A 25,695-nucleotide genomic window follows, 5' to 3' on the forward strand; every position below is an offset into this window, starting at 1 on the left:
GAACGGACTGTGAGGCCATGGCATCGATAAAGGACGAGGTGGATCTTCTGAGGCGAATTCCGCTATTCGCCAATGTGGAGCCCCATCGCCTCAAACTTCTGGCCTTCACCTCCGAGCGGGTGAGGTTCGAGGCGGGACAGGAGCTCTTCCATCAGGGCGATCCGGGCGATGCCGCCTATGTGATCATCTCCGGCTCCGCGGAGGTCGTCGTCGACACCCAGGACGGCGAGCTCGCCGTCGCCACGCTCGACAAGAACGCCTTTGTGGGCGAGATCGCCATTCTGTGCGACGTGCCGCGCACGGCCACTGTACGCGCGGTCGGCCAGCTCGAGACGCTGAAGATCATGAAGGACCATTTCCTGCGCATGGTCGCGGAATTCCCCGAAATGGCGGTGGAGATCATGAGGGTCCTGGCCCAGCGCCTGTCGCGCACGACCGCCGAGCTCACCGAGGCGCGCAACCGGCTCGGCGGCGCGGCGGGGTGAGCCCCGCCCCGGTGCGGCCGCGATGAGCGCGCCCGATGCGAGCGTTTCCGCCCCGGCCGCCGTTCCCGGAACGGGATCCTGGCGCCAGAGGCTGCGGCTCGTTACGGGGCTCGTCATGTTCGCCTTCGTGGCGACCCATCTGATCAACCATGCGATGGGCCTCGTCTCCATCGAGGCGATGGAGGCGGTGCGCGACTGGCGGGTCACGGTGACGCGATCGACCCTCGGCACGGTCATCCTGGCGAGCGCCCTCGTCGTCCATATCGCGCTGGGCCTGTGGAAGTTCGCATGGCGGCGGACATGGCGGATGAGTTGGTGGGAGGGCGTGCAGCTCGCCTTCGGGCTCCTGATCCCCATCGTGCTGTTCCGCCACATCCTGGCGCTGCGCCTGCCGCATGAGCTCTACGGGCTCGACGACGACTACCACTATGCGCTGTGGGTCATGTGGCCGGGCGAGGCCTGGGCCCAGGCGACACTCATCACGCTGGCCTGGGTCCATGGCTGCCTCGGTCTCCATTTCTGGCTGCGCCTCAAGCCGTGGTACCGGCGGGTCGCCCTTCTCCTCTATGCGCCGGCGGTTCTGGTGCCGGTGCTGGCCTTCGCCGGCTTCGCGGTTGCCGGCCGCACCGCGCACGCGGCGGGAGACTACGCCAATCCGTTCACGCCGGAGCAGTTCGCGCTCGTGGCCGGCACGCTCAACTGGGCCGTGGCGGCGGCCGGGGCCGTGGTCCTGTCCATCGTGGCCTACAGGCTCGCGCGCCAGGGGCTCGACCGGATCGGCGCGCGGATCCGAGTCGTCTATCCCGACGGCCGGGTCGCGATCAGCGGGGCCGGTCCGACCCTTCTGGAGATCAGCCGCGCCCACGGCATCCCGCATGCCTCCGTCTGCGGCGGGCGGGCACGCTGCTCGACCTGCCGGGTGAAGATCGTCTCCGGCGGCGACCGGCTGGCAGCGCCCAATCCGGCCGAGGCCCGTGTCCTCGACCGCATCCATGCCGGCCCCGATGTCCGGCTCGCCTGTCAGACCCGGCCGGCCCACGACGTCGCCGTGGCGCCGCTCCTGCCGCCCTACCGCACGCTGCCCGACGACGTCACCCAGCAGGACCGCTATGTCTGGGGGGTGGAGCAGGTCGTGGTGGTGATGTTCGCGGATCTGCGCGGCTTCACCGCGCTCGCGGAAAGCCGGCTCGCCTATGACACCGTGTTCCTGCTCAACCAGTACCTCACCCAGATGGGCGCGGCGATCGAGCGCTCCGGCGGCTATGTCGACAAGTTCATCGGCGACGGCATCATGGCGATCTTCGGCATCCGCCAGCCGCCGGCACGCGCGGCGGCGAATGCGCTCGCGGCGGCGCGCGAGATGGGGCTGGCGCTGGAGGAGCTCAACCGCGTGCTCGAGCCCGACCTGCCCGAGCCGCTCGATATCGGTATCGGGCTGCATCTGGGAGCGGCTGTGCTCGGCCGCATCGGCGTGGCCGGCCGCGCCGGGGCGACCGGGCGGATCACCGCGCTCGGCGATACCGTCAACACCGCGAGCCGGCTGGAGAGCATGACCCGCGAGCTCGGCGTGCAGCTCGTCCTGTCGGTCGATGTGGCCCGTGCCGCCGGCCTCGACGACCGGGCGCTCGGCCCCCGCAGGGAGATCGGACTGCGCGGCAAGAGCAAGCCTCTGGAGGCGGTGCTGGTCGAGCGTGCCGCGAGCCTTGAGGCGTGAGCCGGTTTCGCGTCTGGCTTGCACTTGAGGTGTTCTGAAATTGTCTTGGCGTTGCAAGTGCATAGACACGCGCCCTATTCTTTCGTCCTAGGCAATGTCCGGAAACGACGATCTGCCGCTGGCACTGGGGGCATGGCTGGCGGCGGTGTTTCGGCCGGACCGTTCCGGGAGGGGATATGATGATCTGGGCGCGCTGCGTGGGGGCGGCGCTGATGCTTCTCGCAATCGGGAGCAGCGTTGCGGCCGCCAAGGATTGGGACACGGTAAGGATCGGTACGGAGGGAAGCTATCCGCCGTTCAACTATGTCGGCCCGGACAAGGTGCTGAAGGGATTCGATGTGGACATCGCCAAGGCGCTCTGCCGGGAGATGCAGGTGACCTGCACATTCGTGGTGCAGGACTGGGAGGGCCTGATCCCGGGCCTGCTCGCGCACAAGTTCGATGCCATCGTGGCCTCCATGTCGATCACCGACGAACGGCGCAAGGTCGTCGCCTTCACCGACAAGTACTACCTGGCACCGGCCCGCTTCGTGGTGCGCAAGGATGCCGGCATCTCCGATGTCGGCCCGCGCGCGATGGAGGGCCGCACGATCGGGGCGCAGGCCTCCACCATCCAGGCGAGCTATCTGGAGGAGGAATATGGCGGATCCGACATCCGCCTCTACCAGACGGAGGAGGAGGCGACGCGCGATCTCAAGGCCGGCCGCCTCGACGCGGTGTTCGGCAATTCGGTCGTGCTCTATGGCTGGCTGTCGAAGGAGGGGACCGATTGCTGCGCCTTCACCGGCCCCTCCTACAGTGATCCGGAGCATTTCGGCCTCGGCGCCGGAATCGCGCTGCGCAAGGAGGACGACGACCTCAAGGCGAAGTTCGACAAGGCCCTCGACGCCATACTGGCGGACGGGACCTATAAGACAATCAACGACAAGTATTTCCCGTTCTCGATCTATTGAACGGACCGAATGCGCCGGCGTGCGGTCGCCGGCAACCGGATGAAGGCGACGATCCGGCCCCGGGGGCCGGTTTGCCCGTGAAAGGAACGGCCGGGGAATGGGGGACCTGTTCGCGCTGGTGACATTCGGCCCCGAAGGCTGGGGCGACGAACTGGCGGCGGGCACCTGGCTGACGGTGAGGCTGGCCCTCACGACCGTTCCGTTCGGGCTGGCGCTCGGCTTTCTCGTCGCGCTGGGGCGGCGCAGCGGCCACCGGATCGCGGCTCCGCTCGCCGCGGCCTTCACCACCGTCTTCCGGGGGCTGCCGGAGCTCCTGACCCTGTTCCTCGTCTATTATGGCGGCCAGGCGGTGCTGCATGCCGTTCTGGCGCCGGTGCTCGACGCGCCGCTTCAGGTCAGCGCCTTCGCTGCGGGCGTCGTCGCGCTCGGGCTCGTCTTCGCCGCCTTTGCGAGCGAGGTGTTCCTCGGGGCGTTCAATGCGGTGCCGAAGGGCCAGGTCGAGGCCGCGCGCGCCCTCGGCCTCTCGCCTGTCCAGGTGACGAGGATCGCCGTTGCCCCGGCCGTCCTGCGCCATGCGCTGCCCGGGCTCGCCAATCTGTGGCTCGTGCTGGTGAAGGACACCGCGCTCGTCTCCGTCATCGCGCTCGCCGACCTCATGCGCGAGACGCAGCTTGCGGTGGGCGCGACGGACGAGCCCTTCCTGTTCTATGGCGTCGCCTGCCTGATCTATCTGGCGCTGTCCGGCCTGTCCGGCCTCGGCATCGTCGCGGCGGAACGCTGGAGCCGCCGGCATGAGCGGGAGGCATGGGGACGGTGATCGATCTCGACCTCCTCGCGCGCTACGGGCCGCGCATGCTGGACGGGCTCGCAATGACGCTGGAGCTCGTCGTCCTGTCCTTCCTGGCGGGACTGGCGCTGGCCGCCGGCATTGCGCGCGCGCGCCTGTCGCGCCGGCGCGCGGTGCGCTACGCGGCCATCGGCTATGTCTGGCTGTTCCGCGGCACGCCGCTGCTCGCGCAGCTCTTCTTCGTCTATTACGGCGCCGGCGAGATCAGCGCCACGCTCGAGCAGGCGGGGCTGTGGGCACTGTTCCGCGAGCCCTTCTTCTGTGCGCTCTTCGTCTTCACGCTCAACACCGCGGCCTATCAGGCGGAGATCATGCGCGGCGCGCTCCTGTCCGTGCCGGAGGGCCAGCGCGAGGCGGCCGAAGCGCTGGGGCTCGGCGGCTGGCCGGCGTTCAGCCGGGTCGTCCTGCCCCAGGCGGCGATCGTGGCGCTGAGGCCCATGGGCAACGAGGTGATCCTGCTCGTCAAGGGCTCGGCGGTGGCGAGCCTCATCACCGTCTTCGACCTGATGGGCGCCACGCGGCTCGCCTTCGCCCGGTCCTTCGATGCGGAGGTCTATCTGTGGGCGGCAATCCTCTATCTGGCACTCGTGGAGATCCTGCGCCGGCTCCTGGAGCGGCTGGAGCGGCATCTCACCCGGCACCTGCCGTCTACCTGCCCGTGAACTCCGGCTTCTCCTTGGCGAGGAACGCCCGGTAGCCGATCCGGAAATCCTCCGTGCCGAAGCAGGCATAGCCCTCCTTGCGCTCGGCCTCGGTGAGCGGCGCGGGGTCCTCCAGCCGCGTCATGAAGGCCTTGTGCCAGCGCGCGACCAGCGGCGCCCCCTCCGCCACGCGCCAGGCGGCCGCCTCGGCGGCCTGCACGACCTCCCCGTCGGGCACGATGCGGCTGACGATCCCCATCTCCTTCGCCCGGTCCGCGCCGAAGACCTCGCCCTCGAACAGGATCTCGCAGGCATTCGCGCGCCCGACGAGCTTCAGGAGGGTCTCGATCTCGGGATAGGCCATGACGAGGCCGAGCCGCTTGATCGGCGCGCCGAACCGGCTGGACGCCCCGCAGATGCGGATGTCGCAGCAGGCCGCGATCTCCAGCCCGCCGCCGACGCAGATCCCCTCGATCCGCGCGATGACCGGATGGCGGCAGTCGCGGATCGCCGACAGCGCCGAATGCAGGATCTCGCCATAGGCCCTGGCCTGTTCCGGGGTGGCGCGCTCGGTCTCGAACTCGGAAATGTCGTTGCCGGGGGAGAACGACTTCCCGCCCGCGCCGGCGAGGATCACGCAGCGCACCCCGTCGTCGGCCGACAGGGCGCGCATCGCCTCGCCGAGCGCCCGCCACATGGGCTTGGTCATGGCGTTGAGCTTCTCCGGCCGGTTGAGCGTGACGGTCGCGATGGGGCCGTCGCGCTCGGTTGCGATGAGATCCTCCATGGGGTGTCCACCTCCTCGTTGGGAACGGTTACATGCCGGCCGCCGCTTACCGGTAGAACAGATCGACCAGCATCATCGGCACCGCCGGCACATAGGTGCACAGGATGAGGACGCCGAGCAGCACGGCCACGAAATACACATTGACCTTGCTGACCTCCCAGATATTCGCCCTGGCGATGGAGCAGGCCGTGATCAGGACGCTGGCGACCGGCGGGGTCTGCTGGCCGATGGCGAGGTTCAGCGTCACCACCAGCCCGAAATGGATCGGGTCGATGCCCGCCTGCTGGATCAGCGGCACGATGATCGGCACGACGAGGATGATCGCCGCGGCCGAATGCAGGAAGAAGCCGATGATCAGGAAGAAGATGTTGAGCAGGAGCAGGATGACATATTTGTTCGACGTGAAGTCGAGGATCGCCGCGGCGAGCTCCTGGGGGAGCTGGGCGCGGGTCAGGAACCCGCCCATCAGCACGGAGGCGGCGACCAGCAGCATGACGACCGCTGTCTGCATGCCGCCGTCGAGCATGGCCCGCCTGAGTTGCCCGAGATCGACCTCGCGGTAGTAGAGGCCGATGAGAATGGCGGCGATCACGGCGAGGCCGGCGGCCTCCGTGGCCGTGACGAGGCCGCCGAAGATGCCGCCGAGGATGATGACCGGCAGCGCGAAGGTCGGCAGCGCCTCCAGGAAGGTCGTCTTCAGCCGGCTCGCCTCGAACACCCCCTCCACGGGGAAGTCGTAGCGCCGCGCGAAGACATAGGCGACCGTCATCAGCCCCAGGCCGCCGAGCAGGCCGGGCACGAACCCGGCCACGAAGAGCTGCTCCACCGACGTCTCCGCGGAGACCGCATAGAGGATCATCGGGATGGAGGGCGGGATGATGATGGCCAGCGACGCCGCCGAGGAGGTGACCGCCGCGGAGAACGGCGCGGAATAGCCGCGCTTCTTCATCTCCGGGATGAGGATCGAGCCGAGCGCGGCGACGTCGGCGACGGCTGAGCCGGAAATCTCGGCGAAGAACAGCGACACGCCGATATTGATCATGGCGAGCCCGCCGCGCACGAAGCCGATCAGCGCGGAGACGAAGTTGATGAGCCGCCGCGTGATGCCGGTGGCGTTCATGATCGCGCCGGCGAGCACGAACATCGGGATGGCGATGAGGGAGAATTTCGTCGCCCCGTCATACATGTCGAGCCCGACCGTGACGAGACTGGAGACGCCCTCCGTCGCGACGAGCCCGATCACTGCGGAGATGGCGAGCGCGACCGCGATGGGCACGTTGATGAGCACCATGGCGAGGAGGGCGAGGAACATGACGGCGACCAGCATCGCTTCAGGTCCTCCCGGCTTCGAGCGCGTCGTGGTCGACCGGCACGCCGTCGCGCACCGACCGCCAGTAGAAGGGCAGGCTCGCGAGCTCCGCCACGATGAACAGTACCGCGCCGACGGGGATCACCGACTGGGTGAACTGCACCGGCACCCAGGTGAGGCTGACGAGCGTCGTGCCCTCCAGCACCATGAGGACCTCCAGCCCCGCCCAGGCCATGAGTGCGAAGAAGCCGACTACCAGAACCTCGCCGAGCGCCACCGCCCACATCCGCCAGGGCAGGGGGAGGGCGTAGATCACGCCGTCGAAGCCGATATGGCCCCGGCGCAGCGCGGCAAGGGCCGCGCCGTAATAGGTGACCCAGGCGAGCAGGATGGAGGAGACCTCGTCATACCAGGAGAGCGAGTCCCCCAGCCTGCGATAGACGACGGCGACCACGACCACGGCGGTCAGGGCGACCATGAGCACGATGAGGATCCATTGCAGGAGCCCATCCAGTCCTCGCGCAAACCGCGACATCATGCGTTTCGATCCTTGTGACGGCGTGGGGCTCGCGCCGTCCCGTCCCGCGGGATGTGGACCCTGGCGGGACGGGGCGGCGTAACGGGTGTGGCGGGCGCCTCACTGTGCCTATTCGGCGTCGGCGAGGCTCTGGACCGTCTCGATCAGCTCGCCGCCGCCCTCGACCGTCTCGGTGAACTCCTCGTAGATCGGCGTCGAGGCCGCGACGAAGGCCTCCCTGTCGGCCTCGTTCACCTCGATGCCGCCGGCCTTGAGCTTCTCCAGAAGCTCCACATCGAGCCTGGCGGCCTGCTCGTAGACATAGTCCTGGAGCTCCTGGGCGGTCTCCACGAGGATCGTCTGGACGTCCTCCGGCAGCTTGGCGAACTGGGCGTCGCTCACCAGCACATAGGCCGGCGTGTAGACGTGGCCGGTCATGGAGAGATACTTCTGCACCTCCTGGAACTTGGCGCTCCAGATCTGGGCGAGCGGGTTCTCCTGGCCGTCGATGACGCCGGTCTTGAGCGCGGTGAACACCTCCGAGAACGACATCGGCGTCGGATTGGCGCCGTAGAGCTTGAACATCTTCACCCGCCAGGCGCCCTTCGGCGTCCTCAGCTTGATGCCCTGAAGGTCCTCCGGCGTGTTGATCGGCCGCGTATTGTTGGTGATGTTGCGGAACCCGTTCTCCCAGACCCCGATGATCCGGTAGCCCTTCTCCTTGGCGGCGGGCTGGAGATGGCTGTCGAGGATCGCGTCGCGCACGCGCTTCATGTGCGCGCGATCCTTGATGATGTAGGGCATCTCGAAGATGCCGAACTCGTCGGCCACCGACGACATGACGGTGGAGGGCAGCGAGAAGGTGATCTGCCCCAGCTTGAGCTTCTGGAGCATCTCCTGGTCCTTGCCGAGCTGGCTGGCCCCGAAGACCTGGACCTCGGCCTTGTCGCCGAGCTTCTCGTTGGCGCGCTTGGCGAATTCCTTCGCGGAGATCTCGAACAGCGATCCCGGCGCGCCGACATGGCCGAATCGGAGCGTCAGCTCCTGGGCAAGGGCGGGCGAGGCGAACAGGGCGGCCGCGACGGCGACCCCCAAAGCCCGTGCTACGATGCGCATGGCAAACTCCCTGGTTTCCTGCGTTTTCTCCCAAATGGCCGGCTGGCGGATCTCTTCTCGCGGATCCTTGGCGGCCGTCGAAGCCTCGCGGTCCGTGGCTTTAGGCGGTCTCTTTCACGGCCGCCCGGGCCTCCTCGGCGAGGTAGTCCATGGCGGCTTGCGTGCCGCCTTTTTCATGGGGCACGCCGGCGAGCGCGAGCCCCATCTCCACGCCGGCGAGCGTGCCGGCGAGGCTCAGATCGTTGAAGTCGCCCAGATGGCCGATGCGGAACACCCTGTCGGCGAGCTTGCCGAGGCCGGAACCGAGCGACATGTCGAAGGCGTCGAGAACGATGCGGCGGAACCGGTCCGCGCTTTCGCCCTCCGGCATGAGGACGGCGGTCAGCGAGCTCGAATAGCGGTCGGGATCGAGGCACAGCACCTCCAGCCCCCAGGCGCCGACCGCCCGGCGCGTCGCCTCGGCGTGGCGGTCGTGGCGCGCGAAGACCCGGTCGAGCCCCTCCTCCTGCAGCATATCTATGGCTTCGGCGAGCCCGTAGAGCAGGTTGGTGGCGGGCGTGTGCGGGAAATAGCCGGTCTCGTTGGCCTTCAGCATCGCCGTCCAGTCCCAGTAGGCACGCGGCAGGCCTGCCGTCCGGTGCGCGTCGAGCGCCTTCTCGCTCACCGCGTTGAAGGACAGGCCCGGCGGCAGCATCAGCCCCTTCTGGGAGCCTGCGACGGTGACGTCCACGCCCCACTCGTCGTGGCGGTAGTCGATGGAGGCGAGCGAGGAGATCGTGTCGACCATCAGGAGAGCGGGGTGGCCGGCCTCGTCGATGGCCTTGCGCACCGCGGCGATGTCGGAGGTGCAGCCGGTGGAGGTCTCGTTGTGGACCACGCAGACCGCCCTGATCTCGTGGGCCTTGTCCTCGCCGAGCCTTGCCGCGATCGCCTCCGCATCGGCACCGTGGCGCCAGTCGCCGGGGAGGAAGTCCGGCTTGAGGCCGAGCTTCTCCGCCAGCCCGCGCCAGAGCGTGGCGAAATGGCCGGTCTCGCTCATCAGCACCCGGTCGCCGGGCGACAGGGTGTTAACCAGCGCCGCCTCCCACGCGCCGGTGCCGGAAGCGGGATAGACGATGACCGGGCCGGAGCACTTGAAGACCGGCTTCAGGCCTGCGAAGAGCCGCCGGCCGAGCGCGCCGAAATCCGGTCCGCGATGGTCGATGGTCGGCCGGTCTATCGCCCTCAATATGCGGTCGGGGACATTGGTCGGCCCCGGGATCTGCAGGAAGTGGCGTCCGGCCGTGCGGCTCATATTGCTCATGTCTCGTGTTTCCTCGGCATTTTGGGTCCGGCGCGGCGCGTTGAAGGCTTGCGGGGAGCGCACCCGGTTTTGTAATATTGAATTATGAATGCATTTTCGATGTCAAGCGATGACAATTCCCGACTGGCGCGCCGGCTGGCGCGGGAGACGGGCTCGGAAGTCCTGTTCGACGCCTTTTCCCGCGGGCGCTACGCCACCGACGCCTCGCTCTACCAGATCGTGCCGCTGGGGGTCGTCGTGCCGCGCAGCCAGGCCGATCTGAGCGCGGTCTTGGCCATCGCGCACGAGGAGGGCGTGCCGCTCCTGCCGCGCGGCGGCGGCACCTCGCAATCGGGCCAGACGGTGGGCGAGTCGCTCGTCGTCGACTTCTCCAAATATCTGCGCAATGTCGTCGAGATCGACCCGGAGGGAAGAACCTGCACGGTGGAGCCGGGCATCGTGCTCGACGAGCTCAACCGGACGCTGGCGCCCCATGGCCTGTGGTATCCGGTCGACGTCTCCACCTCCTCGCGCGCCACCATCGGCGGCATGGCCGGCAACAATTCCTGCGGCACGCGCTCGCTGCGCTACGGCATCATGCGCGACCGGGTCGTCTCCATCGACGCCTCGCTCGCCGACGGCACGGAGACGCGCTTCGCCGCGCTGCCGGCCGGCGACAATACGGGCGACGGCGCGGCGGCCCTGAAGAGGTGGCTCGGCGATCTCGGCCGCGACAATGCCGAGCGGATCGCGGCGGCCTTTCCGGAGGTCCAGCGCCGGGTCGGCGGCTACAATATCGACGCGCTGGTCCCGAACGGCGCGCCGCTCAATCTGGCAACCCTGCTCGTCGGCTCGGAAGGCACGCTCGCCCTGTCGCGGCGCCTGACGCTCTCGCTTGCGCCCCTGCCGCGCAACAAGGTGGTGGGCGTGTGCCACTTCCCCACCTTCCGCGCCGCCATGGAGGCGCCCCAGCACCTCGTCGCGCTGGGTCCGGCGGCCATCGAGCTCGTCGACCGCACCATGATCGATCTCGCCCGCGACATCGCCATGTTCCGCCCGGTCGTCGACCGCTTCGTGAAGGGCGAGCCGCAGGCCCTGCTGCTCGTCGAATTCGCCGAGGAGACGCAGGAGGCGTCGCTCGCCAGGCTGAAGGATCTGGGCCGGATGATGGGCGATCTCGGCCTCGAGGGCGCGGTGGTCGAGGCGGTCGATCCCGACTTCCAGAAGGCGATCTGGGAGGTCCGCAAATCCGGCCTCAACATCATGATGTCGATGAAGACGGAGGGAAAGCCCGTCTCCTTCATCGAGGATTGCGCGGTGCCGCTGGAGCATCTCGCCGACTATACCGAGCGCCTGACCGAGGTCTTCGCGCGCCACGGCACGACGGGCACATGGTACGCCCATGCCTCCGTCGGCTGCCTGCATGTCCGCCCCGTCCTCAACCTCAAGCAGGAGCTGGAGGTGAGGAAGATGCGCGCCATCGCGGAGGAGGCCTTCGCGCTCGTCAGCGAATACAAGGGCGCCCATTCCGGCGAGCATGGCGACGGGCTGGTGCGCTCCGAATTCCACGAGAAGGTCTATGGGCGCGAGGTCGTGACGCTGTTCGAGGAGGTGAAGGACGCCTTCGACCCGGCATCGCGCCTCAATCCGGGCAAGATCGTGCGCCCGCCGCGCATGGACGACCGCTCGCTCTTCCGTTACCCGCCGGACTACGCGGTCGGAGACTTCGAGCCGGCGCTCGACTGGTCGGCCTGGCCCGGCGCGGCCGGCGGTTTCCAGGGCGCGGTGGAGATGTGCAACAACAACGGCGCCTGCCGAAAGATCGACGCCGGCGTCATGTGCCCCTCCTTCCGGATCACCCGCAACGAGCGCGACGTGACACGCGGGCGCGCCAACACGCTGCGGCTTGCGATTTCCGGCCAGATCGGCCCGGAGGCGCTCGCCTCCGACGCCATGGCGGACACGCTGAAGCTGTGCGTGGGCTGCAAGGGCTGCCGGCGGGAATGCCCGACGGGTGTCGACATGGCGCGCATGAAGATCGAGGTCGCAGCCCAGCGTGCGAAGCGGCGCGGGCTTCCGCTCCACGACCGGCTGGTCGCCTATCTGCCGCGCTATGCGCCCCATGCGGCGCGTCTGACGTGGCTCGCCAATCTGCGCGACCGGCTGCCGGGGCTCGCGAGCCTGTCGGAGGCGCTGGCCGGCTTCTCCGCGCGCCGCCCCCTGCCGGCCTGGCGCGGCGATCCGTTCCGCGATGGCGAGGGGCCGGCGGGCGCGGTGCCGGAGGGGGCCCGCGAGGTCGTGCTGTTCGCCGACACCTTCAACCGCTATTTCGAGCCGGAGAACCTGCGCGCGGCGCTCAAGCTTCTTCAGGCCGGCGGCTGGCATGTGCATGTCGCGCGGCCCCGCGACGGCGGCCGGCCGCTGTGCTGCGGACGCACCTTCCTGGCCGCGGGTCTCGTGGACGAGGCGCGGGCGGAGGCGCGCCGCCTCGTCGACGCGCTGAAGGAGCCGGTGGCGCGCGGTGCCGCCGTGGTGGGGCTGGAGCCGAGCTGCCTGTTCACCCTGAAGGACGAGATGACGGCGCTCGGCCTCGGCGAGGAGGCGGAGCGCATCGCGGAGCGGGCCATGCTCGTGGAGAGCTTCGTGCTGCGCGAGCACAAGGCCGGGCGTTTCGACGCCGCCTTCGGCGAGCGGGAGGGCCGCCGCGTCCTGCTCCACGGCCATTGCCACCAGAAGTCCTTCGGCGCGATGAACGATCTCACCGGCGCCCTGAGGCTCGTGCCGGGGCTCAGGGTGGAGACCGTGACGTCGAGCTGCTGCGGCATGGCGGGCGCCTTCGGTTACGGCGCCGACACCTACGAGGCATCGATGGCGATGGGCGAGCTCGCCCTCCTGCCGGCGGTGCGCGAGGCCGCGGCCGACACCATGCTCGCCGCCGACGGCTTCTCCTGCCGCCACCAGATCCGCGACGGCACCGGGCGCGCGGCCCGCCACATTGTGAAACTCATGGCGGATAGCTTATGAATAGGCAGGGTGCGCCGATGAAGGAGGGACAGACCGGAATGCCGACCGTCACCGACGATATGCTCGCCGAAGAGCCGATCGTGCGCCGGTCGCTCCATGACGAGCTGCTCGACCGGCTGCGCCGGATGATCGTGGACGGCGAGCTGACCCCCGGCGAGAAGGTGCCGGAGAAGGCGCTCTGCGCGCGCTTCAACGTGTCCCGCACGCCGCTTCGCGAGGCGCTCAAGGTGCTCGCCTCCGAAGGCCTCGTCGCGCTCGAGCCCAATCGCGGCGCGACCGTCACCCGGCTGACGGCGGAGGATCTGGAGGAGACCTTCCCGATCATGGGGGCTCTGGAGGCGGTCTCCGGCGAGCTTGCCTGCGCGCAGATCACCGAGGAGGAGATCGCGGAGATCCGCGCGCTCCACGAGGAGATGGTCGGCCATTACAGGCGCGGCGAGATGAAGCCCTATTTCGCGCTCAACCAGGAGATCCACGAGCGCATTCTCGACGCCGCCCGCAATCAGACGCTCGCCACCATCTATCGCGGCCTGGCCGGCCGGGTTCGCCGCGCCCGCTATCTCGCCAACATGTCGGCGGAGCGCTGGGCGCGCGCCGTCGCCGAGCACGAGGAGATCCTAGCCGCGCTCGAGGCGCGCGACGGACAGCGCCTCGCGCGTATCCTCAAGCGCCATCTCGCCGGCAAGCTCCAGACTATCCGGGAAAGCCTGATGACGGAGCCGGAGGCGCGTTGACCGCGCCGGCCCGGGCCCTTCACGCACCAGCTTGACCCCCGGCGGGCGATCTCCCAAAGTAGCCGGCAACCGGCACCGCCGGACGCGAGAACACTCACGCAAACCGTGAGGCCAAAGAGGGGGAGGAACCCATGAAGCTTGTCACCCGGGCCCTGGGCGCGCTGGCGCTGGCGGCGATACTGACCCTGCCGGCCGAGGCTGCGGAAACCACGCTGCGCATCACGCTGCAATTGCCGCTCAAGAGCCATCTCGGCCAGAACCTGCTCCTGTTCAAGGACAAGGTGGAGACGGCGTCGAACGGCGATATCGAGGTCCAGATCTTCGATTCCGCGCAGCTCTACAAGGACAAGGAGGTTCCCCAGGCGGTCGGCTCCGGCGCCATCGAGATGGGGGTCGCCTCGCTCACCCGCTATGTGGGCGACATCCCCGCCGTCGATATCTTCTACATGCCGTTCCTGTTCAACACCGAAGAGCTCGTGCGCGAGGCGACGGCGCCCGACAGCCCGGTGCGCAAGCCGCTCGACGAGGCGATCATGGGAACCGGCGCCCGCGTCCTGTGGTGGCAGGCCTATGGCAGCGTGATTCTCCTGTCCAATGGCGGGGCCATCAAGACACCCGCCGACATGAAGGACAAGAAGGTCCGCGTCTTCGGCAAGACGCTCGGCAAATGGGTGGAGGCCGCCGGCGGCGTGCCGACGCTGATCTCCGGGTCGGAGCAGTATCTCGCCTATCAGCGCGGCACGGTCGATATCGGCATGACCGGCATGTCGGGCGTGAAATCGCGCCGGCTGTGGGAGGTCATGGACACGGTGACCGTCACCAACAATGCCGACATCGAGTTCATCGTGGTGGTCAACGAGGAGTTCTGGCAGTCGCTGCCGGAGGCCCATCGCGAGATCATCGCGACGGCGGCGCGCGAGGCGGAGATCGCGGTGCGCGACGCCATGGCCGAGATCGAGGCGGACGCCTACAAGGACGCCGAGGCAAACGGCATGACGGTCTACAAGCTGACGCCGGAGGAGGTCGAGGCCTGGAAGGCCGCCGCACAGCCGGTGTTCGATTCCTATCTCTCCGACGCCGGCGCGCTCGGCAAGGAGGTCTACGAGGCCGCGCAGGGGCTCGGCAAGGGCAACTGAGCCGTCAACGCCCCGGGGGCCGCCGCCCATGACCGCATGGCTCGACCGTCTGTCGACCTGGCTCGCCCGTGTCGCCGCGTGGCTGTTCCTGGCCACCGGCGCCATGCTGACCTATGAGGTCGTGGCGCGCTACCTGTTCAACGCCCCGACGGTGTGGGCGGAGGAGCTGTCGCGCCTGCTGCTCGTCTGGGGCACGTATCTCGCCGCCGCCGCCCTCGTCCGCCGGCGCGAGCATATCCGCATCACGCTCGTGACCGACCGGCTGGAGGCGGGCCCCCGGCGCTGGCTCGAAGGGGTGTCGCTCGCCGTCGTCGCAGCCGGCTGTGCCGTGGCGGTGTGGTACGGCACGCCGATCGCGGTCGACTCCTTCCTGCGCGGACGGTCGACGGGCACCATGCTCGACATTCCGAACTGGTGGAGCGAGGCGGCGATCCCGGTCGGCTGCGGGCTCGTCGTCCTCCAATGCCTTGCCGAGATCGCCCGGCTTCTCAGGGGCGCGCCCGCCGGGGGCGAGGCCCGGTCCGACATGGCCGGCCCGACATGATCGCGGCCGGCATCCTCGCAGCACTCTTCGCGCTCCTGCTCGCGGGCGTTCCCGTCGCCTTCGCGCTCATCGCGCTCGGCGGCGCGCTGCTCGCCCTCGGCGGCTTCTCGCCGCTCATGGTGCCGCAGGGGCTGTTGTCCACGGTCGACAACTTCGTGCTGCTCGCCGTGCCGCTCTTCCTGCTCATGTCCAATGTGCTGCTCAAGGGCGGGGTGGGGCGCGACCTGTTCGCCGCCGTGCAGGCCTGGGTCGGCCACTGGCCGGGCGGCCTGGCGGTGGCGACCATCCTGTCCTGCGGCCTCTTCGCGGCGATCTCCGGATCGTCGGTGGCGACGGCGGCGACCATAGGCACGGTCGCCATTCCGGAGATGACCGCGCGCGGCTATCCGCGCCGCTTCGTCCTGGGGCTGCTCGCGGCGGGCGGCACGCTCGGTATCCTGATCCCGCCCTCAATCCCGATGATCGTCTACGGCTTCATCACGGAGGAATCGGTGCTGGCGCTCTTTCTCGCCGGTATCGGGCCGGGGCTCCTGCTGATCGTCCTGTTCTGCGGCTTCGCCATGGTCTATGCGCGGTTTGCCGCCGACTACCGGCGAAGCGAGAAGGCGAGCTGGGCGGAGCGCAAGCGCGCGAGCCTGCGCGCCCTGCCGTCCGCGGCGCTCGCGCTCGTCATCATCGTCGGGATCTATCGCGGCGCCTTCACGCCGACGGAGGCGGCCGCCATCGGGCTCGCGCTCTCCCTCCTCATCACCGCCGGCCTGCTGCGCACGCTGAGCTGGGCCGACCTCGCAGACGCGGTGTTCGAGGCCATGGTGACGACGGTGACCATCCTGCTCATCGTCGCCGGCGCCAAGGTCTTCGGCAAGGCGATCACGCTCTACCGCATCCCGCAGGACATCTCCGCCTTCATCATCGACACGGTCTCGGTGCCGGCGCTCTTCGTTCTCGCCGTCGCCGCGGTGCTGGTCGTCATGGGGCTGTTCCTGGAGGCCCTGTCCATGATGCTGATCATGGTGCCGGTGCTCGCCCCCTCGATCCTGCCCATGGGGCTCGATCCGATCTGGTTCGGCGTGTTCTTCGTCATCATGGTGGAATGCGCGCTCATCACGCCGCCGGTCGGGCTCAACCTCTATGTCATCCAGGCGGTCGGCCATGCCCGCCTCGGCGAAGTCGCCGCCGGCGTCTGGCCGTTCCTCGCCCTCATGCTCGCCACCATCGCGATCTGCTATCTCGTCCCGTCCGTCGTTCTCTATATCCCGTTCCATCTGTGAGGGCGCCGAGGCGTCTCCCCGAAGCCACGGAAAGTCGCAAACTCGCAGGTGGCGCGGCCTGTTCCGGGGTTAGGATCGGGGAACGAGGCGCGAGGGGAGACCCCCTTTCGCCCCAAACAGGGACGGAAACGATGGTCGATATCAGACGCCTTTCGGAAGATGTCTCCGCGCGGACGTCGCGGCGGTCCGGCGGCCGTGCAGGGCGCCGGCGCGAGCGCATGGCCGCGCCGCTCGTCATGCTGCCGACGCTGGAGCGCGGCATTCCCGTTCTCGATCTCTTGGGCGCCGATGCGGAGGAGCTGATCCACGAGGAATCGATGCGGATCCTCGAGGAGGTCGGGATCGACTTCCGCGACGACGAGGCCGCCGCCATGTGGCGCGAGGCGGGCGCCGATACGCACGGCCACCGCGTGCGCATCGACCGCACATTGCTCATGGATCTCGTTGCGAAGGCACCGTCGGAATACACCATGCACGCCCGCAATCCCGAACGCACGGTGCGTGTCGGCGGGCGCAATTCCATCTTCGTGCCCATGTACGGGGCGCCCTATGTGCGCGATCTCGACGGCAACCGGCGCTACGGCACGCTGGAGGATCTCTATGCCTTCCACAAGCTCGCCTATCTGTCGCCGGCGCTCCATTCGACGAGCGCGCTGATCTGCGAGCCGGTGGACCTGCCGGTGCCGCGCCGGCACCTCCACATCCTCTACGGGCTGTTCCGCTGGTCCGACAAGCCGTTCATGGGCATCGTGACCGCGAAGGAGCGCGCCGAGGACACGATCGCCATGGCCAAGATCGTGTTCGGCGAGGACTTCGTGAACGACAATCCGGTGATGACCTCCGTGGTCAACGCCAACTCGCCGCTCGTGTGGGACGCCACCATGCTGGACGCGCTGAAGGTCTATGCCGCGCACAACCAGCCCTGCCTGCTAACCCCCTTCGCGCTGTGCGGGGCCTCGACGTCGGCCTCCACCGTCGGCGCCGTCGCCCAGGTCAATGCGGAGGCGCTGGCGGGCATCGCCTTCACCCAGCTCATCCGGCCCGGCTGCCCCATGGTCTACGGCCAGTTCATGGTCACCGTCGACATGAAGACCGGCGCTCCCATGGGCGGCACGCCGGAGGCCGCGCAGATGACGCTCCTCATGGGTCAGCTCGCGCGCCGCTACGGGTTGCCCTTCCGCACCAGCGGCTCCCATGTCGGCGCCAAGCTGCCGGACATCCAGGCGGGCTACGAGGCAAACATGCTGATGCATGCCGCCATATTGTCCGGCGCCAACTATATCTGGCACGCCGCCGGCTGGCTGGAGGCGGGGCTGACGGCGAGCTACGCCAAGTTCGTGCTCGACGCTGAGCAGTGCGCGGCCTGGTACCGCTATGCGCAAGGGGTGAAGACCGACGATCTGAAGGACGCCATGGACGCCGTCCGCCAGGTCGGCCCGGCGAGCCACTTCCTCGGGACCCAGCACACGCTCGACCGGTTCGAGACGGCCTTCTTCCGGCCCGATCTCATGGAGTTCGGCTCCTGGGAGCAATGGCAGGCGGAGGGCAGCCCCGATACGGAGACCCGCGCCGTGCAGCAGGCCCGCGCCATGCTCGACAGCTATGAGGAGCCGGGGCTCGACGAGGGGGTGCACGAGGCGCTCCTCGCCTTCATCGCCCGGCGCGAGGAAGAGCTGCCGGCCGATGTGAGCTGAGCCCGGGACGGGCGACAGGTCCCGCCGCGAGCCTTCCTACAGAAAGGCCCGGGCTCTATAGGCCCGGGCCTGTCGCTTCCGGTAACACTTTCGGGCCGGGAGACCGTCACTCCGTCGCGGTCTCGGCCTCCGCGGTCTTCTCGCTCGCCTGGTCGGTCGTCGTGCCGGCGGGCAGTTCGGCCACAGTCGTCGGCTTTGACTGGGTCGTCTTTTTGGCTGTGTGGGAGTAGTTGCAATCCGCCGCCGCGGGCATTGCCGCCACGGCTGCCAACGATGCGGCAAGCGTGGTTGCGAGAACCAGATGTCTGATCATCGGAAATCTCCTCCGCTTGCACATATGTCGCGGAAAGCATCCCCTTCCGCGCAAAGGCCATGATAGCACGCCGCGGTGGCGGGCGGAAGGAGACGGCCGTCAGGCGCGCGGATGGGCGCGTTCGTACTGTTTCAGGAGGTGCTCGCGGTCGACCTCCGTATAGAGCTGGGTGGTCGACAGGCTGGAATGGCCGAGCAGCTCCTGGATGGCGCGCAGATCGGCGCCCGCGCCGAGCAGGTGGGTGGCGAAGCTGTGGCGCAGGGCGTGCGGCGTCGCCGTCTCCGGCAGGCCGAGCGCGCCGCGCAGGCGCTCGATCAGGCGCTGGACCATGCGCGCATTGAGGCGCGCGCCCCGGACCCCGCGGAAGAGCGCGCTTCCGGGCGGCATGTCGTGGGGGTAGAGGGCGAGATAGGCCGCCACCGCCTCGCGCACGGGCTCCATGACCGGCACGATCCGCGTCTTGCCGCCCTTGCCGGTGACGGTCAGCGTATCGGTGTCCGCCGAGACGGGCGCGTCGGCCCGATTGAGCCCCAGGACCTCGGAGATGCGCAGGCCGCATCCATAGAGCATCATCAGGATGGCGGCGTCGCGCGCCGTCACCCAGGGCGGTGTGTCCTGCGACGCCATCTCCGCATCCGCCGCCATGAGCCTGCCGGCGGCCTCGACGGTCAGCGGCTTCGGCACTGCATGGGGCAGCTTCGGCGTCCGGATCGCGCCGATGGCCGGGTTCGAGGCGAGCCCGTTGCGCTCCAGGAAGCCGAACAGGGCGCGGATGGCGGAAAGCTGGCGGGCGAGCGTCCGGCTCGAGGCGCCGTCCTGGCGCCGGCGTGCGAGAAAGGCGCGGAAATCCGCCGTACCGAGGCCGGAGAGGTCGGCAAGCGTCGGCGGGCCTCCCAGATGGCCGGCGAGGAAGGCGAGGAACTGGCCGACATCGCGCATATAGGCCTCGACCGTCTTCGCCGCGGCCCGCCGCTCCGCCGTCAGATGGCCGAGCCAGGCCGACAGCGCGCGCGCCGTATCGAAGGCGGCCGCCTTCGTCACCACATGCCTGTCCGTTGCCATGGCCACCTCTGCGGGATCCCGATAATGGATGCGCAAAAGCATGCCCCGGGCGCGTTAACGGCGGGTATGCGGGGCTGGGCGAGCTGATTTTATTGCGTCACGAAAAGGAGGGTGTACCGCGTGAGGTACGGTAAAATTTACCGCTCATCCCGGCGAAAGCCGGGATCTCTTGCCCAAAATGCCTGAGATCCCGGCTTTCGCCGGGATGAGCGGAAAGACGCAAATGTCGGCACGCGCTACAGGATCGACTGGCCGGTCTTCTTCCAGTCGGCGAGGAAGGCGTCGAGGCCCTTGTCGGTCAGCGGGTGCATGACGAGGCCGCGCAGGACGCCCGGCGGCACGGTGGCGACGTCGGCACCGGCCATGGCGGCGAACTTCACATGGTTCGCGCCGCGGATCGAGGCGGCCAGGATCTCCGTGGAGAGCGCGTCGTAATTGTCGTAGATCTGGCGAATCTCCTCGATGAGCTCCATGCCGTCGAGGCCGATATCATCGAGCCGGCCGATAAAGGGCGAGACGAAGGTCGCCCCGGCCTTCGCCGCGAGCAGCGCCTGGTTGGCGTTGAAGCACAGGGTGACGTTCACCATCGTGCCGGCCTGGGTGAGCGTGCGGCAGGCCTTCAGCCCGTCGAGGGTCAGCGGCACCTTGACTGCGACATTTGTCGCGATCTCCGCGAGCGAGCGGCCCTCCTCGACCATCGCATCCGCCTCGGTCGCGGCCACCTCGGCGCTGACCGGGCCGTCGACCAGCGCGCAGATCTCGCGGATCACCGTCTTGAAGTCGCGGCCGGTCTTGGCGACGAGCGAGGGGTTGGTCGTCACGCCGTCCACCAGCCCCGTCGCGGCCAGCTCGGCGATCTCGTCCACATCCGCCGTATCGACGAAGAATTTCATGGGTCCTCTCTCCGCTAGGGTCGGTGACCCGCGCACATTATTCAGGCGCGCCGCATTCGGCAAGCGGTGTCGCATGTCCGTTTGGTACAGGCAGCGCCGGCCCGCTCCCCCACCTGGCCGCCCCTGGCAAATACGATCTCATGGGTGGCCGGGTGGGGGAGCGGGCCGGTGCAGTTCGATCCAGTCCGATCCAGTCCGGGAGACGTTGATCGCGCGCGCCGTTGGGCGCACCTTGGCACCATCATGCCGACTGATTCCGCCATCGCCGGACTGGATGCCCGCGTCGTCGAGGTGCTGCTGCCGCTCGCGCTCGACCGCGCCTATTCCTACAAGGTGCCGGACGGCATGGCCGTCGCGCCGGGCGACTATGTGGTCGTGCCGCTGGGGCCGCGCCAGATGATCGGCGTGGTGTGGGCCGACGAGGGCCGTTGCGCCGCCGACCACGAGGGTCCCGCCCTGCGCCCCATCGCGGAACGGTTCGACGCCCCGCCCATGCCGGAGGTCCATCGCGGCTTCATCGACTGGGTCGCCGCCTACAATCTCGTGCCGCCGGGCGCGGTTTTGCGCATGTGCCTGCGCGTGCCGGCGGCGCTCGGACCGCCGCGCGCCCATGTCGGCTACCGCGCCACGGGCCGGGAGCCGGAGCGCATGACCCCCCAGCGCAAGCGGGTGATGGAGGTCGCCGGCGACGGGCTGGTGTGGCGCCCGCGCGATCTGGCGGAGGTCGCCGGCGTCACGCCCGGCGTGGTGCGCGGGCTGGTCGATGCCGGCGCGCTCGAGCCCGCGCCGGTCCCGGCGGCGGCGCCCTTCGGCAAGCCGAGCCCTCAAGGGGCGCTCGTCCTGTCGGCGGAACAGGAGGAGGCCGCCCAGGCGCTGCGCCAGCGCGCCGTCGAGCGGGACTTCTCCGTCACCCTCCTCGACGGCGTCACCGGCTCCGGCAAGACGGAGGTCTATCTGGAGGCCGTCGCGGCAACCGTCGCCCAGGGGCGCCAGGCGCTCATCCTCCTGCCGGAGATCGCGCTGACCGGAGCCTTCATCCGCCGGGTCGAGGAGCGCTTCGGCGTCTCGCCGGCGGAGTGGCATTCCGGCATGAGGTCGAGCGAGCGCGAGCGGGTCTGGCGCGGGGTCGCCACGGGCGAGGCGCCGATCGTGGTCGGCGCGCGCTCGGCGCTCTTCCTGCCCTATCGCAGGCCGGGGCTGATCGTGGTCGACGAGGAGCACGAGCCGGCCTTCAAGCAGGAGGAGGGCGTGACCTACCACGCCCGCGACATGGCCGTCGTCTACGGTGCGCTCGGCAAGTTCCCGGTCGTCCTGTCGTCGGCGACGCCGTCGCTGGAGACGCTCGTCAATGTCGACCGCGGGCGCTACCGCCATCTCACCCTCGCCTCGCGCCACGGCACCGCGGAGCTGCCGCCGGTCGCGACCATCGACATGCGCCGCGAGACGCCGGACCGGGGCACATGGCTCACCGCGCCGCTCGTCGAGGCGGTGCGCGAGACGGTCGAGGCCGGCGACCAGGCGCTCCTTTTCCTCAACAGGCGGGGCTATGCGCCGCTGACGCTCTGCCGGGCCTGCGGCCACCGCTTCCAGTGCCCGGACTGCGATGCCTGGCTCGTGGAGCACCGCTTTCGGCGCGTGCTCATGTGCCATCATTGCGGGCACCAGGAGCCGGTGCCGGAGAGCTGTCCGGCCTGCGGCACGGAGGGCGCGCTGGTCGCCTGCGGCCCGGGGTCGAGCGGCTCGCGGAGGAGGTGACGGCGCGCTTTCCGGAGGCGCGCACTGCGATCCTGTCGAGCGATCTCGCCCACGGCTCCGCACTGCGCGATCTCATCCAGGAGGTCGCCGATCACCGCTTCGACATCGTCATCGGCACCCAGCTCGTCGCCAAGGGCCACCATTTCCCCGCGCTGACGCTTGTCGGCGTGGTCGATGCCGATATCGCGCTGGGCAATGGCGACCCCCGCGCGGCGGAACGGACCTATCAGCTGCTCTGTCAGGTCGCGGGGCGGGCGGGCCGCGGCGAGCGCCCCGGGCGCGCGCTCATCCAGACCCACATGCCCGACCATCCGCTCATGCGCGCGCTGGAGGCCGGCGACCGCGAAGCCTTCCTCGCCCATGAGAAGACAGTGCGCGAGGAGGCCGGCCTGCCGCCCTATGGCCGGCTCGCCGCGCTGATCGTGTCGGGCAAGGACCAGGGCGAGACGGAGCGCTTCGCGCAGGCCATCGCGCGGCGCGTGCCGAGGGCCGACGGCTTCCGGGCACTCGGCCCCTCGCCCGCCCCGCTCGCGCTCGTGCGCGGGCGCTTCCGCTACCGGTTCCTCGTGCGCGCGGGCCGCGACGCCAACATCCAGGGCTTCCTGCGCGCCTGGCTCGCCGACATCTCTCCGCGCGGCTCGCTCCGGGTCGCCGTCGATATCGATCCGCAGAGCTTCCTGTAAGGCGGGAGCCTGTTGCTGAGGCTGTACCGGCCCGCTCCCCCGCCCGGCCACCCACGGAATTACGATCACAGGAGTGGACGGCGGACGTCATGCACGCCAGAGGTAACGAATGTCGGGCTCGCGTTCTTCATTGCGTGCCCCATCCGTATGCTCGACAGCCACAAAGCCCCTGCTTTCATAAAATCGCCGGGCTGCGTCATTCCGCTGGAACGTCCATAGGCTAAGCTCGCGATTGCGCTGTTTCGCAATGGCGAGGAGCCCACTTCCTACCCCTTTGAATTGGTACTCAGGGAGCACATAGAGCTGTTCGATGTGTCCCTCCTTGAAAGCAATGAAGCCGATCAGCTCCGCGCCGTCGAACGAGCCCCACACTTCGCAGTCGTCGAATACGACAGTACTGAAGAATGAGCGGTCCTCATCGGGCGTGTGAAGGCCGGCCAGCCAAGGCAACCGATCGTCGAAACTGATGCGATGCACGATAGCGACCGCGCCCATGTCGCGACGCTCGAGCTGTTTGACGGATAAAGCCATATATCCTTCACAGGGAGCAGACATGAGTGCCCGTACATTCGCGGCGGGAGCAGACCTTCAAACCGAGACATTACACACAAATCCTGCCGCTTGCGACAATCCGCCACTGGGCCTATGTTGCCAGACGCCACGAGCTGTGATAGATCGAGCCGGGCTTGAGGGGGAGGCAGTGCGCGCGCCGTGCCCTCGAATAAAAATCGCGTCCATTTCAATGGGTTGGCGCTTTCTTCTGGAGGCGGTGCAACCAATCCGGAACCCACGCACTAGAGACTAGGAACAGTGACGGCAAGGCTCTCCAAAGTTGAAGGCATGCCGGGCCGATATGCGACGGCCCTGTTCGAACTCGCTCTCGACGAGGGCAAGCTCGACGAAATCCTCTCCGATCTCGATCGGTTCCTGGCTCTGGTGGACAGTGTGCCGGACCTTCAGCGCCTCGTGCTGAGTCCGGTCTTCACGCCCGACGAGCAGACCCGCTCCATTGCGGCCGTTCTCGACAAGGCCGGCATCTCCGGCTATGCGGCGAACTTCATCACGCTGGCGGCGCAGAACCGCCGGCTGTTCGCCGTTCCCGAGATGGTGTCCGCTTACAAGGTGCTGCTGGCTGAGCATCGCGGCGAGACGGTCGCCGAGGTGATCGCCGCCGAGGATCTCTCCGCAGAGCAGGTCGACAGCATCAAGGATGCGCTCAAATCGTCCGTCGGCCGCGATGTGCGGGTCGATGCGCGCGTGGATCCCGCCATTCTCGGCGGTCTCATCGTCAAGGTGGGCAGCAGGATGATCGACAATTCGCTGCGCACCAAACTCCAGAATCTCCGAGTCGCCATGAAAGAGGTAGGGTGATGGACATCCGTCCCGCGGAAATCTCCGCAATCCTCAAAGAGCAGATCAAGAATTTCGGCAAGGAGGCGGAAGTCTCCGAGGTCGGTCAGGTCCTGTCGGTGGGTGACGGCATTGCCCGTGCCTATGGTCTGGACAATGTCCAGGCGGGCGAGATGGTCGAGTTCGCCAACGGCGTCCGCGGCATGGCGCTCAATCTCGAGGCCGACAATGTCGGTATCGTGATCTTCGGCTCCGACCGCGAGATCAAGGAAGGCGACCTCGTCAAGCGGACGGGCGCCATTGTCGAGGTGCCGGTCGGCAAGGAGCTGCTCGGCCGCGTCGTGGACGCGCTCGGCAATCCGATCGACGGCAAGGGCCCGATCAAGTCGAAGACCCTGAAGCGCGTGGACGTGAAGGCGCCGGGCATCCTGCCGCGCAAGTCCGTGCACGAGCCGATGCAGACCGGCCTCAAGGCGGTGGACGCCCTGATCCCGATCGGCCGCGGCCAGCGCGAGCTGATCATCGGCGACCGCCAGACCGGCAAGACCGCGATCATCCTCGACGCCATCCTGAACCAGAAGGAAGTGAACGAGCGCGGCGAAGAGGAAGAGAAGCTCTACTGCGTCTATGTGGCCTGCGGCCAGAAGCGCTCCACTGTCGCCCAGTTCGTCAAGACGCTGGAGGAGAACGGCGCGCTCGAATATTCCGTGGTGGTCGCCGCGACCGCGTCGGACCCCGCGCCGATGCAGTATCTCGCGCCCTATACGGGCTGCACCATCGGCGAGTATTTCCGCGACAACGGCATGCACGCCCTGCTCGGCTACGACGATCTTTCCAAGCAGGCCGTCGCCTATCGCCAGATGTCGCTGCTGCTGCGCCGCCCGCCGGGACGCGAGGCCTTCCCGGGCGACGTCTTCTATCTCCATTCGCGTCTGCTCGAGCGTGCCGCGAAGCTGAACGACGATCACGGCGCGGGTTCGCTGACGGCGCTGCCGATCGTGGAGACGCAGGCCAACGACGTGTCGGCCTATATCCCGACCAACGTGATCTCGATCACCGACGGCCAGATCTTCCTTGAGACCGACCTGTTCTATCAGGGCATCCGTCCTGCGGTGAATGTCGGCCTGTCGGTGTCGCGCGTGGGCTCTTCGGCCCAGATCAAGGCGATGAAGCAGGTCGCCGGCAAGATCAAGGGCGAGCTCGCCCAGTATCGCGAGATGGCCGCCTTCGCCCAGTTCGGCTCCGACCTCGACGCCGCCACCCAGCGCCTGCTCAACCGCGGCGAGCGGCTGACCGAGCTCCTGAAGCAGGGCCAGTTCTCGCCCATGGCGGTCGAGGAGCAGGTGGTCGTGATCTATGCCGGCGTGAACGGCTATCTCGACAAGCTCGAGGTTTCCGCGATCGGCCGGTTCGAGGAAGACTTCCTCCGTTATATGCGCGACAAGCACAAGGATGTGCTCGACGCGATCCGCACGGAGAAGGAGCTTTCCGACGCGACCTCGGAGAAGCTGAAGGCCGCGACGGAGAGCTTCGCCAAGTCGTTCGCCGCCTAAAACCTTCGCCGCGCAAACGGCGCGAGGGCCAA

22 protein-coding genes and 1 pseudogene are annotated in these 25,695 nt (G+C 68.4%); 14 read left to right on the plus strand and 9 right to left on the minus strand.

Annotated elements, in window-relative coordinates:
* Positions 1–17 precede the first annotated feature (17 nt).
* The 5 genes from HW532_RS13565 (at position 18) to HW532_RS13585 (ending at position 4,661) form a co-directional block, all read left to right on the plus strand.
* Positions 18–485, plus strand: coding sequence for a cyclic nucleotide-binding domain-containing protein (locus tag HW532_RS13565; RefSeq protein ID WP_213160984.1), 468 nt, complete (start codon positions 18–20; stop codon positions 483–485).
* A gap of 22 nt (positions 486–507) precedes the next feature.
* Positions 508–2,199: an adenylate/guanylate cyclase domain-containing protein gene (locus HW532_RS13570; RefSeq protein WP_213160985.1), complete on the plus strand. Its 1,692-nt coding sequence runs from the start codon at positions 508–510 to the stop codon at positions 2,197–2,199.
* A 176-nt stretch (positions 2,200–2,375) separates the two neighbouring features.
* A complete protein-coding gene (locus HW532_RS13575; protein WP_343068628.1) occupies positions 2,376–3,152 on the plus strand; it encodes a lysine/arginine/ornithine ABC transporter substrate-binding protein in 777 nt (258 codons plus the stop codon).
* A 97-nt stretch (positions 3,153–3,249) separates the two neighbouring features.
* Positions 3,250–3,969, plus strand: a complete 720-nt coding sequence (locus tag HW532_RS13580; RefSeq protein ID WP_213160986.1) for an ABC transporter permease — start codon at positions 3,250–3,252, stop codon at positions 3,967–3,969.
* Positions 3,957–4,661 (plus strand): ABC transporter permease, encoded by a 705-nt coding sequence (locus tag HW532_RS13585; RefSeq protein ID WP_213160987.1) that lies wholly within the window; start codon positions 3,957–3,959, stop codon positions 4,659–4,661. The genes HW532_RS13580 and HW532_RS13585 overlap by 13 nt, the downstream gene beginning before the upstream one ends.
* Here HW532_RS13585 and HW532_RS13590 read toward each other — a convergent pair.
* The 5 genes from HW532_RS13590 to HW532_RS13610 all read right to left on the minus strand — a co-directional run bounded on the left by HW532_RS13590 (position 4,648) and on the right by HW532_RS13610 (position 9,663).
* Complete coding sequence (locus tag HW532_RS13590) at positions 4,648–5,427, minus strand: enoyl-CoA hydratase/isomerase family protein (protein ID WP_213160988.1); 780 nt, start codon at positions 5,425–5,427, stop codon at positions 4,648–4,650. The genes HW532_RS13585 and HW532_RS13590 overlap by 14 nt on opposite strands.
* 46 nt (positions 5,428–5,473) lie before the next feature.
* Positions 5,474–6,754: a TRAP transporter large permease gene (locus tag HW532_RS13595; protein ID WP_213160989.1), complete on the minus strand. Its 1,281-nt coding sequence runs from the start codon at positions 6,752–6,754 to the stop codon at positions 5,474–5,476.
* A 4-nt stretch (positions 6,755–6,758) separates the two neighbouring features.
* Positions 6,759–7,274 carry a TRAP transporter small permease gene (locus HW532_RS13600; RefSeq protein ID WP_246479014.1) on the minus strand — a complete coding sequence of 172 codons (516 nt, stop codon included), beginning with the start codon at positions 7,272–7,274 and terminating at the stop codon, positions 6,759–6,761.
* Between the two features lie 108 nt (positions 7,275–7,382).
* Entirely contained in the window at positions 7,383–8,369 is a 987-nt protein-coding gene (locus HW532_RS13605; protein WP_213160990.1) for a TRAP transporter substrate-binding protein, read from the minus strand.
* A 100-nt stretch (positions 8,370–8,469) separates the two neighbouring features.
* Entirely contained in the window at positions 8,470–9,663 is a 1,194-nt protein-coding gene (locus tag HW532_RS13610) for a pyridoxal-phosphate-dependent aminotransferase family protein (RefSeq protein WP_213164574.1), read from the minus strand.
* A 108-nt stretch (positions 9,664–9,771) separates the two neighbouring features.
* Here HW532_RS13610 and HW532_RS13615 point away from each other — a divergent pair, with 108 nt between their 5' ends.
* The 6 genes from HW532_RS13615 (at position 9,772) to HW532_RS13640 (ending at position 18,054) form a co-directional block, all read left to right on the plus strand.
* Positions 9,772–12,675 (plus strand): FAD-binding and (Fe-S)-binding domain-containing protein, encoded by a 2,904-nt coding sequence (locus tag HW532_RS13615; protein ID WP_213160991.1) that lies wholly within the window; start codon positions 9,772–9,774, stop codon positions 12,673–12,675.
* Between the two features lie 38 nt (positions 12,676–12,713).
* Positions 12,714–13,409, plus strand: coding sequence for a GntR family transcriptional regulator (locus HW532_RS13620; protein ID WP_246479016.1), 696 nt, complete (start codon positions 12,714–12,716; stop codon positions 13,407–13,409).
* A gap of 131 nt (positions 13,410–13,540) precedes the next feature.
* Positions 13,541–14,545 (plus strand): TRAP transporter substrate-binding protein, encoded by a 1,005-nt coding sequence (locus HW532_RS13625; protein WP_213160992.1) that lies wholly within the window; start codon positions 13,541–13,543, stop codon positions 14,543–14,545.
* A 28-nt stretch (positions 14,546–14,573) separates the two neighbouring features.
* A complete protein-coding gene (locus HW532_RS13630) occupies positions 14,574–15,089 on the plus strand; it encodes a TRAP transporter small permease (protein WP_213160993.1) in 516 nt (171 codons plus the stop codon).
* Entirely contained in the window at positions 15,086–16,360 is a 1,275-nt protein-coding gene (locus HW532_RS13635; RefSeq protein ID WP_213160994.1) for a TRAP transporter large permease, read from the plus strand. The genes HW532_RS13630 and HW532_RS13635 overlap by 4 nt, the downstream gene beginning before the upstream one ends.
* Before the next feature lie 140 nt (positions 16,361–16,500).
* Complete coding sequence (locus HW532_RS13640; RefSeq protein WP_213164576.1) at positions 16,501–18,054, plus strand: trimethylamine methyltransferase family protein; 1,554 nt, start codon at positions 16,501–16,503, stop codon at positions 18,052–18,054.
* 106 nt (positions 18,055–18,160) lie between these two features.
* Here HW532_RS13640 and HW532_RS13645 read toward each other — a convergent pair whose 3' ends face one another.
* From HW532_RS13645 to fsa, 3 genes are all read right to left on the minus strand, one after another.
* Positions 18,161–18,367: a hypothetical protein gene (locus HW532_RS13645; protein WP_213160995.1), complete on the minus strand. Its 207-nt coding sequence runs from the start codon at positions 18,365–18,367 to the stop codon at positions 18,161–18,163.
* A gap of 99 nt (positions 18,368–18,466) precedes the next feature.
* Positions 18,467–19,429: a tyrosine recombinase XerC gene (locus HW532_RS13650; RefSeq protein WP_213160996.1), complete on the minus strand. Its 963-nt coding sequence runs from the start codon at positions 19,427–19,429 to the stop codon at positions 18,467–18,469.
* A gap of 236 nt (positions 19,430–19,665) precedes the next feature.
* Positions 19,666–20,322: a fructose-6-phosphate aldolase gene (gene fsa, locus HW532_RS13655; RefSeq protein ID WP_213160997.1), complete on the minus strand. Its 657-nt coding sequence runs from the start codon at positions 20,320–20,322 to the stop codon at positions 19,666–19,668.
* Between the two features lie 243 nt (positions 20,323–20,565).
* On the opposite strand from fsa, the pseudogene HW532_RS13660 reads away from it, so the two are divergent.
* Positions 20,566–22,760 (plus strand): annotated as a pseudogene (locus HW532_RS13660) (primosomal protein N').
* An 87-nt stretch (positions 22,761–22,847) separates the two neighbouring features.
* Here the strand turns inward: HW532_RS13660 and HW532_RS13665 are convergent.
* Complete coding sequence (locus tag HW532_RS13665) at positions 22,848–23,291, minus strand: GNAT family N-acetyltransferase (protein ID WP_213160998.1); 444 nt, start codon at positions 23,289–23,291, stop codon at positions 22,848–22,850.
* A gap of 309 nt (positions 23,292–23,600) precedes the next feature.
* On the opposite strand from HW532_RS13665, the gene HW532_RS13670 reads away from it, so the two are divergent.
* Complete coding sequence (locus HW532_RS13670) at positions 23,601–24,131, plus strand: F0F1 ATP synthase subunit delta (RefSeq protein WP_213160999.1); 531 nt, start codon at positions 23,601–23,603, stop codon at positions 24,129–24,131.
* Positions 24,131–25,663 carry a F0F1 ATP synthase subunit alpha gene (gene atpA, locus HW532_RS13675; RefSeq protein ID WP_213161000.1) on the plus strand — a complete coding sequence of 511 codons (1,533 nt, stop codon included), beginning with the start codon at positions 24,131–24,133 and terminating at the stop codon, positions 25,661–25,663. Before HW532_RS13670 ends, atpA begins: the two co-directional genes overlap by 1 nt.
* Positions 25,664–25,695: the final 32 nt, after the last annotated feature.

The sequence above is a fragment of the Kaustia mangrovi genome, assembly GCF_015482775.1.
GTDB lineage: Bacteria > Pseudomonadota > Alphaproteobacteria > Rhizobiales > Im1 > Kaustia > Kaustia mangrovi.